General features: G+C 45.5%; 8 protein-coding genes. 1 reads left to right on the forward strand and 7 read right to left on the reverse strand.

Going from position 1 to position 11,434, the window contains the following annotated elements; genetic code table 11:
• Positions 1 to 60 precede the first annotated feature (60 nt).
• From FTU95_RS08165 to FTU95_RS08175, 3 genes are read right to left on the reverse strand one after another with little or no spacing between them, the layout of a single operon-like run.
• Positions 61 to 1,479 (reverse strand): efflux transporter outer membrane subunit, encoded by a 1,419-nt coding sequence (locus tag FTU95_RS08165; RefSeq protein WP_180078144.1) that lies wholly within the window; start codon positions 1,477 to 1,479, stop codon positions 61 to 63.
• A gap of 10 nt (positions 1,480 to 1,489) precedes the next feature.
• The gene (locus tag FTU95_RS08170) at positions 1,490 to 3,466 is read right to left on the reverse strand and encodes a MacB family efflux pump subunit (protein ID WP_180078146.1); all 1,977 of its coding nucleotides are present in this window, start codon (positions 3,464 to 3,466) and stop codon (positions 1,490 to 1,492) included.
• Between the two features lie 2 nt (positions 3,467 to 3,468).
• On the reverse strand, positions 3,469 to 4,833 hold the full coding sequence (locus tag FTU95_RS08175) for a MacA family efflux pump subunit (RefSeq protein ID WP_180078148.1): 1,365 nt from the start codon (positions 4,831 to 4,833) through the stop codon (positions 3,469 to 3,471).
• Between the two features lie 591 nt (positions 4,834 to 5,424).
• Between FTU95_RS08175 and FTU95_RS08180 the strand changes: the two genes are divergently transcribed.
• Positions 5,425 to 5,874, forward strand: a complete 450-nt coding sequence (locus FTU95_RS08180; protein ID WP_005172715.1) for a bacteriohemerythrin — start codon at positions 5,425 to 5,427, stop codon at positions 5,872 to 5,874.
• On the opposite strand, the gene holA is transcribed toward FTU95_RS08180, so the two are convergent.
• From holA to FTU95_RS08200, 4 genes are all read right to left on the reverse strand, one after another.
• Positions 5,871 to 6,869, reverse strand: coding sequence for a DNA polymerase III subunit delta (holA, locus tag FTU95_RS08185; protein WP_074384021.1), 999 nt, complete (start codon positions 6,867 to 6,869; stop codon positions 5,871 to 5,873). The two genes, FTU95_RS08180 and holA, sit on opposite strands and share 4 nt — an antisense overlap.
• 9 nt (positions 6,870 to 6,878) lie before the next feature.
• Positions 6,879 to 7,412, reverse strand: a complete 534-nt coding sequence (locus FTU95_RS08190; protein ID WP_074384022.1) for a hypothetical protein — start codon at positions 7,410 to 7,412, stop codon at positions 6,879 to 6,881.
• A 277-nt stretch (positions 7,413 to 7,689) separates the two neighbouring features.
• Positions 7,690 to 10,311, reverse strand: coding sequence for a leucine--tRNA ligase (leuS, locus tag FTU95_RS08195; protein ID WP_180078150.1), 2,622 nt, complete (start codon positions 10,309 to 10,311; stop codon positions 7,690 to 7,692).
• Between the two features lie 125 nt (positions 10,312 to 10,436).
• A complete protein-coding gene (locus tag FTU95_RS08200; RefSeq protein ID WP_005172709.1) occupies positions 10,437 to 10,787 on the reverse strand; it encodes a DUF4124 domain-containing protein in 351 nt (116 codons plus the stop codon).
• Positions 10,788 to 11,434: the final 647 nt, after the last annotated feature.

An 11,434-nucleotide genomic window follows, 5' to 3' on the forward strand; every position in this document is an offset into this window, starting at 1 on the left:
GAAATCACACCATAAAAAAACCGCTGTCTGGCAGCGGTTTTTTTATGGTTCAAGCTTTGTTTAAAGTAATTGCTGGATTGGACTGCCACCTAATGCCTGCATTAAAGTCACATAGGCATTGTATTGGTTCTGTCGGGTTTGTACCAAAGACAGCCGTGCATTCCGCGTAGTTTCCTGCGCATCTAGCAGGTTCTTTAACGCCACCGCGCCATTACGATAACGTACTTCAGTCAGGCGTTCGGTACGTTCAGCCAGTTCGACATTACGTTGCTGCAAAGTGACTTGCTTACTGATTTCAGTCCGGTTCGACAAGGCATTTTCCACATCGGCGAAGGCTTCATACATGGTCTGGCGATATTGCATAATCGCTTTTTCATATTCTAGCTCATTGACTTGCAGATCACGTTTCATGTCATTCCATTGCAGGAAGGGCAAGGTCAGACCCGCACCTAAAGTCGCCACCGGATTCTTCAACGCATTTGAAAGCGAGGTACTGCTGCCAATACCTGTGGTCAAATTCCCAGTCAGACTGATTGAAGGATAATAACTGGCTTTGTTGGCATCCTTATTGGCCAGCGCTTTACGCAAACGTAGTTCAGTCGCTTGGAGGTCGGGACGACGGGACAATAAACTCGCGGGTAAGTCGGCCTGAATACTCGGTAATTGAATATTCGGTAAACGGCTTGGCTCCTGAATAGAAAGCTGTTGTACTGGCATATGCAGCAATACTGCGAGGCCGGTACGCGTTTCCACCCGTTGCTGCTCAATCTGGCTTAAGGTGGCTTGCTGGCTTTGAATCGCCTGTTCGGCCTGGGTTAAATCTAGACCGGACACCGCACCGGCACGATATTGTACCTGCACCAGATCATAGGTTTTTTGCGCTGTTGCCAGATTTTGCTGTACCACGCTATAACGCTCGTTTAAATAAGCCAATTGCCAGTAAAGCTGTGCCGTGGTGCCAATCAGGCTCTGCGCCGTCGCCTGTAAGTCCTGTGCAGATGCCAAGGCTTCCCAGCGCGCCGCTTCAGTCTGATTGGCCAGTTTGCCAAACAGATCCAGTTCATAGCTTAAGCCCGGATAGCCCAGTGAAAGACCCGTCGAAGCATTGCCACCACCCTCCAGATCAAAACGCTGTCCCGTTGAAATTCGTGCATCACCGACACGGACGCCTTGCTGGCTTTGTGCCTGTCTGGCCTGAATGCGCGCCTGCTGTAAACTGATGCCAGCCACCGCCAGATCTGTATTCTGCGCCAGCACTTGATCGACCAAACTGTTCAATTGCGGATCTTTAAATAAAGTCCACCATTGATCTGCCAAAATATCGGCATGAATCTGCTGACTAAGCACCTTATTGTTTTGAAAGCTACCCGGCATATTGATCGCAGGCTGTTCATAGGGGGTTTTCACCACTGCGGCACAACCGACCAGCGAGCTTCCCAGCAACAGGGCACTGGCAAGCTTGGTTAAATTCATTTGCATATCAGATTCCTTATTCGCGAGAGAGCGCATCGACTGGATTCAGACGAGCAGCGTTACGTGCCGGGATAAAGCCAAACACAATCCCGATCAGGCTTGAGCAGACAAAGGCCGCTACAATCGAAGTGGTTGAATACGCCATCTGGAAAGTACCGCCGGCAAAGTGGGTAATTAGCTGGCCAATCCCGAGCGAGAGCAGCACCCCCAAAATACCGCCTAAAATACACACCAGCACTGCCTCAATCAGGAACTGCTGCAAAATATCACTTTGACGTGCACCCACTGCCATCCGCACCCCAATTTCCTGAGTACGTTCAGTCACGGACACCAGCATGATATTCATCACCCCGATCCCGCCGACCACCAGTGAAATCACCGCAATCGCCGAAATTAAAAGCGTCATAGTCGCTGTGGTCTGCTGAATGGTTTCACGAATACTGTCGGCATTCTGGGTAAACACGTCCTGCGCGCCATGGCGCTGTACCAACAGGTTTAAAATTGCATTTTCAGCCGCCGCACTTGGGTATTCATCCTTAATCCGCACAATGATGCTGCGAACGTTAGATTGCCCCAGCATACGACTCATCACGGTAGAATACGGCAGGTAGACATTCAGGCTGTCATTATTGCCCATCATGCCTTTTTGCGCATCAATCACCCCGATAATCCGGCTCGGGACGCTACCCAGTAAAATCACCTGACCCACCGGATTAGTACCATCCTTAAAGAAAGTGTTTTTGGTATTGGTATCAATGACAACATCTTGTGCCTGTTGCATGATGCTACTGCGGTCAAAGGGCTGACCGGACTGGAAAGTCATGCCACGCACATAGAAGAAATCTTCACTGACGCCATTGACCGTGGTTGAGGCTTCAATTTCTTTATAACGGCCGGTAACACTGCTGTTCACAGAGGGACTGACGCCATCGACATACGGTTGTTCGGCCAGCGCATCGGCATCGGCTGGAATCAGGGTTTTGGCTTGTGAAGATCTGGAATTGTCTCCGAAGCCCCGCCCCTGAAATACGGTAATGGTATTGGTGCCCAGACTGCTGATATTTTCCAGAATCTGCTTCTGTGAACCATTCCCCAAAGCCACCACTGAAACCACCGAAGCGATACCGATAATGATCCCGAGCATGGTCAGGAAAGTCCGCATGCGATGCGCATTCATGGCCAGCAAAGCCATACGGAAGGCCTCACCGAGGCGGTCAACCGCCGAACGCCATGAAGAAATCTTCTTTTGTTGATTACGGATCAGCGGCTGCTTTTCCAGATGGTCTTCGGCTTCAGGCACATTCGGCTGATCGGAAATGATATTCCCGTCTGAAATTTCAATGATTCGTGTCGCGTTTTTTGCCACATTATGATCATGCGTAACCAGAATGATGGTATGACCCTTGGCATTCAGTTCGCGCAAAATACGCATCACCTCAATACCGCTGTTCTTATCCAAGGCACCTGTCGGCTCATCGGCCAGAATCACATCACCGCCATTCATCAGCGCACGGGCAATCGACACACGTTGCTGCTGACCGCCTGACAGTTGACTCGGACGGTTCTGGGTTTTTTCGCCCAGACCCAGATCGGTCAGAATCTTGACCGCACGCGCATGCCGTTCCGATGAATCTGCACCCGCATAAATGGCAGGGACTTCGACATTGCCTGCTGCGTTTAAATCGCCGAGCAGGTGATAACGCTGAAAAATAAAGCCGAAATATTCACGACGTAACTGCGCCAGTTCATCTGCTTCCAGTTCCCGGGTTTCACGGCCTTTGACCTTGTAGCTACCCGTGGTGGGTTTGTCCAGACAGCCCAGAATGTTCATCAGGGTGGATTTACCTGAACCAGACTGACCAACAATCGCCACCAGTTCACCCGGATAAATCTCCAGATTGACCCCTTTTAAAATCTGGACCGTACCTTCACCCGCAGGGAATTCACGTACCAGATTTTTCACCTCGAGGAGAGGCTGCTGTTGTGAATTCATATTTACATTCTCATTGGGCCACGGCTATTGCCACCGCGTTTTGCTGCATCATTGGAGGTGTCAGAACCATCAGCAATGACCACCTGATCACCACGTTTTAGACCTTTAATCACTTGTGCAGTGGCACGGTTATTCAAACCGATCAGTACAGGGGTTGGTTTTGCAGTACCATCAGCCTGCAAGACACGCACCATGGCGCGCTGTGCTTTGCCCTGTTCAATCAGTGCCAGCTCCGCTTCAGAAAGATTCAGGCGGGCAGGGCGTTCACCAGCAGGACGATTGCCTTGAGCAGATTCAGCTTCAGGAAGTGCTGCCGGATTAGCTTCGCCGCGAGAACTGTCACCGCGAGAACCTTCAGCCCGATTAGCACGTGGCGGACGGTTTGAGCCTTGAATCGCAGCGGCCGGAATCGTCAGCACGTTTTTAGCTTCATCCAGCACAATATAAACTTGCGCCGTCATATCAATACGCAGTTTGCCATCTTCATTCGGTACATCGAATAAAGCGTTGTAATACACCGCAGAACTTGAAGATGAGCCTGTTGCATTGGAATCGGTATTAATCGAATTTGGTGCAGGTTCAACCTGGCGCAATTTGGCGTAAATCTTTTTCTCGTTATTGCCCAGTGTGGTGAAATAAACCGTTTGACCTTCTTCCACTTTCATCACATCTGCTTCAGAAATTTCAGCTTTAATGGTCATGGTGTCCAGCTTGGCCAGCTTCACAATGGTCGGTGCACTTTGATTGGCATTCACGGTTTGACCTTCTTCGGTCACAATCGCCACAATCGTGCCATCCATCGGTGCCACAATCTGGGTATAACCCAAGTCTTCTTTGGCAGTTGCCAAGGTCAGGCGCGACTGTTCGATCTGTGCATTGATTGCCGTGATATCGGCCTGAGCCGTTTTATAACTGGCAAATGCAGATTCCAGCTCTGAACGGGAAGTTGCATCCTGTGCATACATGGCTTTCTGACGATTGTATTCAGCTTCAACTTTGGCCAGATTCGCCTGTCTCACTGCAAGCTGTGCCATCTGGTTTTTAATGCTGGCTTCAGCAGTTTTTAAATCATTTTCCTGACGAACAGAATCAATTCGTGCAATCAGCTGACCCTGTTTAACCTGATCACCGAGTTCCACATACATTTGTCTCACCTGGCCAGAAACCTGGGCACCTACGCTGACCATTTTGGTGGCTTCTAAAATACCGGTCGCCAGTACAGAACTTTCAATATCACCCTGTGTTACTTCAGCAGTAATATACTGTGGCGGCTGTTCTTTAGGTTTGAGGAAATACCACCCCGCAGCGATTAACACAATGGCAATCACGGCGGCCATAATTAGTTTCGTCGGTTTTATTTTTGGCATATTGAGTACGAATTCGGATCAAAGATAGGGATTGATTATAAAAGCGAAATTGGGATAAATCGTGAATTTTTTGAATTATAATGAGAATTATTTTCTATTGGCTGATTTCTGAAAATATCGTCCATACAGACCATTTTAAAATGCTCCATGAATTGCTTGTTCTGACATTCATAACAAGACTTTGACCCTCTATAGATAACATCGATCCTATTTAAAAGATCATCAGGTGACTCTTGAATAAAATGATCACTGTCCCCAACAGTATTTTTTCAATCAAAGCGCTGCACAAATAAAATCGAGTGTGAATCAATAAAGACATAAGACCAAACATACTAGATTTGTTGTGTGATATTTGTTTTAAGGCTGTTTCTGGCTTAATTTTCCTCCCTCTAGTCCAGAGAGCAAAAACCAGTTGAAAATTAAGTAGAAAAAAAAATTAAAAACCCATGTTTTATATATGGATTTAAATAAATAAAGCTTGTAAGATTTAATTCCATAAAAAAATTATGGTTTTACCACTTAAGAAGAAAACGCACATTTATTGTGCAAAAATAATACAACTTTGCTCGCAACATTGATGAGGGTTTAACGATGGAATGGAATGAAAGCTATAATATTGGAATCGACGTAATCGATAATCAGCACCGTCAAATTTTAGATTATATCAATGCTTTGGAGCAGGTAAAAAGCACAGGAGATCGCGATCGAATCAAAGAGGTCTTGGAGGATTTAATCGATTATACCCAGTCACATTTCAGCTTTGAAGAAAACCTGCTGGAACAGGTCAGTTATCAATACCTACCTTCGCATCGCGGTATACATGAATTATTTGTGAAACGACTCAATGATTATCGTCTCAAGTTCGAGAAGGGAGAATCGATTGAAAATGATTTATATCGTTTATTGTCCAAATGGCTGATCAATCATATTCAACATGATGATCAGGACTATGTCGATGCAGTGCGCGATAATATGTTGAGTTATTTACGTGCTCAGGAAAGCAAAAAAGGCAAGGGCTGGTTTGCACGTTTCTTTGGTTAAGCACTCGGCGCTAAAAATAAGCGTTGACCGCACATTTCAGCAATGGCCTGTAAGATGAGATGTTCAGGGTTCTCTTTGGACATTCCTTTAATGGCTGCATCAATACGGATTAACAGCTGGGGCCAGCTCAAAAAGCGTTGTGGGCTGAGACGGCGTAAAGCTTGCTGATATAGCCCGACTTTGGTTTTCCAGATTCCAATTTGCAAGGCATTTTGCGGCTGTTCAAACAGTTGCATCAACAGACGCATTTCCTTGCTCAGGCTCCATAAGATCAGGCTCATCGGTTCACCTGAAGCGACCAGATACTGGAAAATCTTGATCGATTGCGAGAGATTGCCTTGCAGTAGGGCATCACTCAAATCATAGGTGCTATAGCGTGATTGATCCTGTAAGCAGGCATATAAATGATCAATCTGAATCACATCAACTTCTGCAAAGGTGTCACTGACCCGCATCAGGCTGTTTTTGGCTGCCAGCAAGTTGTGCTCATGATGCTGTTCCAGCCATTGCCAGGCATCATGGGCCAGTTTAATCCCCAGTTTCTCTGCTTCAACTGCCAAAATTTGCTGACGATCGCGTGGATAATTTGCAGTAAGCGCAACGCAGACACCATTGGCCTCAACCGTCTGGAAGAAGCTGGATTTGAGGCTGCTCGCATCTTGCTTGGGCATAACAACCAATAGCAGATTATCACTGTCTTGTTGTAAATAGCTTTTCAGCAGTTTGAGGCTACTGGCATCTGGTTTGATATTGCCATGCACTTCAACTGCCAGTTGGGTTGAGAACAATGACAAACTGTTCAATGCATTAAAGACATTTTTCCACTCAGAAACTGAACTGACATCATAACGTTGACGTTCGATGTCTTTGGCTTGCCAATGTGTGCGAAAGGCATCGATCAGGTTTTGTTCTAGCAAAGGCTCTTGACCATGCAAGACCCAGGCACCGCGAGCTTCATCGACACGTTTTAGGGCTTGCAGATAGTCAAGTTTCATAAGGCGTTCTTATTGAGCAGGTTGCGCTGGGGTATTTTGTTTGGCCAAGGGTAGGCGGTTCGATGAAATCTGACGCGCGATCTGCTGTGCCACATCATCAATAATCACCTGATTGAGAAACTTTTGTTCCTGGTCATCAGTGTTGACTGTTTCAATGTCATATTGATAAGTACGCGTTGCCACCACAGTGCGTGGTTCAGTGATCGGATTGCCTTGTGCATCTTCAATGCGAAAAGTCACATTTAAACGTAGCAAGGTTTCTACCAGCTTACCATTCAATTCTAAGCGGCGCGGCGTGTAATCGAGAACACGCAATACATAAGCATTAGGTGCATTACTTAGCTGTACGCCTGCAGCACCGAGGTAAACTGCCAGTTTTTCTTGCAGTTCTTCAGTATTGGGCGGTAAAGACAGGCTCATGACAGAGTAAGCAACAGGTGCGGAGCTCGGATTGGTTCCTTTCAGATGAAAACCACAGCCGACTAAGCCTGCACTCAGACCACAAGTTAAAACAATTGCTGCTAAACGTTTGCCCAAATGCATGTGTTGCCCTCTATGCTTCCCGAAGGGGAATATTTGAAATCCTGAACTGGATTGTAAAGTCAAAGCCCGTTGGCTGGCAACGGGCTTTGTGTTTTTTAAGCCTCCCTTTGGCAAAGGGAGGTTTGGAGGGATTATTTCTTAAAGTCCCTCTCCTGAGTGAGGTTTTAAAGCAGCGCTTTTAAAACTGAACGCAAGTGAGGGTTAGGGAGAGGTGAATTATTCGCCCTCATCCCCTTGCAGAATTGTTTAAAGCAGTGCTTAAACAATTCCTCAGGATTTAAACCACCAAATTCACCAATTTATTCGGTACCACAATTTCTTTCTTGGTTGGACCAGTCAGGAATTGTTGAACTTCAGGCAATGCTTTGGCTTGCGCCAAGATGTCATCTTTTGATGCACCCACAGAAACTTCAAGTTTGCCACGAAGTTTACCGTTGACTTGTACCACAATGGTTTGCGTATTACGTGTCAGTGCAGATTCGTCCACAGCAGGGAATAGGGTTGAATTCAATTCAATCCCAAACTCAGCCAATAAAGTTTGGCTTAAGTGCGGTGCAAATGGAGCTAACAAAGTCAGAAGTGTAGTGATCGACTCACGTGCAACAGCAACGTCATTGTCATCTTGGGCTTCAAACTTGTTGTTCGCGTTTAGAAGTTCCATCAATGCAGCAATTGCAGTGTTAAATGCATGACGACGTTCGATGTCATCACCGACTTTCTGGATGGTTTCATGGGTTTTACGACGTAGGTCTTGTGCAGCCGTAGACAGTGCCGCTTTGTCGATGTTTGATGCACCGTTACCTTTTTCAAGGAAGCCTGTTGCTAAACGCCATACACGTTTCAGGAAGCGGTTGGCACCTTCAACACCGGCATCCGACCATTCAAGCGATTGATCCGGTGGTGCTGCAAACATCATAAATACACGTGCGGTATCTGCACCGTATTGGTCGATAATTGATTGCGGGTCGATACCGTTATTTTTCGATTTCGACATTTTTTCCTGACCACCAACAATTACGTCCTGACCATCACCTTGGTATTTCGCAGACAGAATACGCCCTTTTTCATCACGTTCGAGATCGATATCTGCAGGGTTAAACCAGGTTTTCTTGCCTGATTCAGCTTCACGGTAATAAGTATCTGCCAAAACCATACCTTGAGTTAACAGGTTGGTAAATGGTTCATTACCTTGTACTACACCTTCATCACGCATCAATTTGTGGAAGAAGCGTGCATAAAGTAAGTGCAGAATCGCGTGTTCAACACCACCGATGTATTGATTTACTGGAAGCCATGTTTGAGCAGCTTCAGGTTTAACTAAACCATTAGTAAAATCAGGAGATGCATAACGTGCATAGTACCAAGATGACTCTACAAAGGTATCCAGCGTATCTGTTTCACGACGCGCATCACCACCACAGCTTGGGCAAGTGGTTTGATAAAACTCAGGCATCTTGTTCAATGGATTACCCGAGCCATCAGGTACGACATCAGTCGGTAAGACCACTGGAAGTTGCTCTTCAGGTACAGGAACCTGACCACATTTTTCACAGTTGATCATTGGAATTGGGCAACCCCAATAACGCTGACGCGATACACCCCAGTCACGTAAACGGAACTGAACTTTGGTGCTTGCAAGAGTTGTTGGTTCTAATTTCGCAAGGAACGCATCATAAGCTGCTTGAAAGTCTAAACCGTCAAATTCAGCAGAATTGACCAATTTACCCTCTTTAGAACCGTACCATTCTTGCCATTGTGTAGCATCAAAGTCTGCATCGTCTGCGCCTTTAGCAGCAATCACTTGTTTGATGGTTAAGCCATATTTATTGGCAAATTCAAAATCACGTTCGTCGTGTGCAGGTACAGCCATCACTGCGCCAGAGCCATAAGACATCAACACGTAGTTGGCAATCCAAACAGGAACTGCTTCGCCAGTGACAGGATGCTTCACAGACAGACCTGTTGCCATGCCTTTCTTTTCAGCAGTGGCAAGGTCAGCTTCAGCCACAGAACCCATACGGCATTCTTCAATAAATGCTTTAAGTTCAGCATTATTTTCCGCAGCTTTCAGCGCCATTGGATGTTCTGCTGCAACTGCAACATAAGTCACACCCATTAAGGTGTCAGCACGTGTGGTGAATACAGTAAGGCCGTCTGCGTAAATTTCAGGATTCGCTGAAGGGAAGGTAATGTCCATCCCTTGTGAACGACCAATCCAGTTACGCTGCATGGTCAGAACTTGTTGTGGCCAGCCATCTTTAAGCGTGTCCAGGTCGTCAAGTAACTCTTGCGCATAATCGGTAATGCGGAAGTAGTACATTGGAATATCACGTTTTTCCACCAATGCACCTGAACGCCAGCCGCGACCATTTTCAACCTGTTCGTTGGCAAGAACAGTCTGATCGACCGGATCCCAGTTTACAGTTGAAAGTTTACGGTAGATCAAGCCTTTTTTATAAAGCTGAACAAATAGCCATTGTTCCCAACGATAGTACTCTGGGGTACAGGTGGCAAATTCACGATCCCAATCCACTGCAAGACCGAGTTTTTTCAACTGGTCACGCATGTAAGCGATATTTTCAAATGTCCATTTTGCCGGAGCAACTTGGTGTGCAATCGCTGCGTTTTCAGCAGGTAGACCGAAAGCATCCCAACCCATTGGTTGTAGAACCGTTTCACCTTTTAAGCGATGGAAACGGCTGATCACGTCACCAATCGTATAGTTACGCACATGACCCATATGCAGCTTGCCACTTGGGTAAGGGAACATCGAGAGAATATAACGACGTGGACCTTCTACTTTGTCGGCAACTTTAAAGGCTTTGCGAGATTCCCAATCCTGTTGGACTTGAGGCTCGATCGCACTGGCTTGATATTCGGAATCAATGTGAGTAGTCATAAACGTATCAGTGAATTACGGTGAAAAAAAGTCTGTTGCACAGCATAGCGCAAAATGCACCTAAAAGTGAATTTTGCGCAGGCATTTCCCTAAGAAAAAATGATCAGTTCCATAGTGGAGGTCGCTTATAAAGCCACTGCGCGATTTTTCGATTGTTCTAAGGCTTCGTTGGCTTCACGTTGCTGCTGATCCTGATTCGCAGGAATTTGAGGCTGTTGCAGTTGTTCTTGAGCGCTATTTTCTGTTTGCACTTCAGTTTCACTCGTTCTAGGCGGTGTCGGTGCCGAGTTTTTCCAGCCATAGGTATCGACAGTTGTGGCTTTTTTCGCTGTTTTCGGGGGCGGTGTTTTCGTATAGTGTGTGGTGCCCTTGGCATCGACCCATTTATAATACTGGATTGCTGAAGCACTGCTGCTACAGATGCCCAGAGAAATTGCACAACTCAGACTTAAGGCAGTTAAAAAAGATATTTTCATTGTTTTTGAGCCTCTGTGTTCTAGCCATAAAATACTACAAAACATTGTAGTGATTTTCACAGTAAAAATAATGAATTTTTATCCGCTCTATTCATGATCAAGGGTCGAACAGCTTCTGCATCTCGTTTGTAGAGGTGGTGAGCAAATTTTCAGACACAAAATTTATTGATAAACAACTTCACTGGATTTATTAAAAATTCATTCATTTTTTTTATATAAGACATACTAAAAATTTATAAAATTAAATATATAAGTTTATGAATTTTATTGGATTAAATATTATTAGATTAATTCTTTATTACTGTCCTTGCTCTAGATTGCTGTTAAAAACAGCAAATCAGGTATTTTAAAGCGCATATTGCCTGTTTTTTAAACTTGACTTTAAAGCCTGAAAACACAAGAATGCTGCAATAGTTTTATATGCCTTAATCGATCACCCTTCGACTAAGTGTCATTTCATGCAGTGGGCGATTTCTCTAGCCGAGAAATTGAACAAAGCTAAGCAAAATATGTTTATCCCAACATGTTTTAGGTCTTGTATTGCTCGAACAGCCAAGAGATCAGATTTTTTTCCTATTGCTATGAAAACTATGAAATTTGTGTGCTATAACAGTGCAGACAGTTAACAAATGAAACACTGCAAATGC

The sequence above is a fragment of the Acinetobacter sp. YH12208 genome, from assembly GCF_013418055.1.
GTDB lineage: Bacteria > Pseudomonadota > Gammaproteobacteria > Pseudomonadales > Moraxellaceae > Acinetobacter > Acinetobacter pseudolwoffii.

Bases quoted from the DNA above. Each gene is read 5' to 3' on its own strand.
- FTU95_RS08165 (WP_180078144.1), bottom strand. From the start codon at position 1,479: ATGCAAATGAATTTAACCAAGCTTGCCAGTGCCCTGTTGCTGGGAAGC.
- FTU95_RS08170 (WP_180078146.1), bottom strand. From the start codon at position 3,466: ATGAATTCACAACAGCAGCCTCTCCTCGAGGTGAAAAATCTGGTACGT.
- FTU95_RS08175 (WP_180078148.1), bottom strand. From the start codon at position 4,833: ATGCCAAAAATAAAACCGACGAAACTAATTATGGCCGCCGTGATTGCC.
- FTU95_RS08180 (WP_005172715.1), top strand. From the start codon at position 5,425: ATGGAATGGAATGAAAGCTATAATATTGGAATCGACGTAATCGATAAT.
- holA (WP_074384021.1), bottom strand. From the start codon at position 6,869: ATGAAACTTGACTATCTGCAAGCCCTAAAACGTGTCGATGAAGCTCGC.
- FTU95_RS08190 (WP_074384022.1), bottom strand. From the start codon at position 7,412: ATGCATTTGGGCAAACGTTTAGCAGCAATTGTTTTAACTTGTGGTCTG.
- leuS (WP_180078150.1), bottom strand. From the start codon at position 10,311: ATGACTACTCACATTGATTCCGAATATCAAGCCAGTGCGATCGAGCCT.
- FTU95_RS08200 (WP_005172709.1), bottom strand. From the start codon at position 10,787: ATGAAAATATCTTTTTTAACTGCCTTAAGTCTGAGTTGTGCAATTTCT.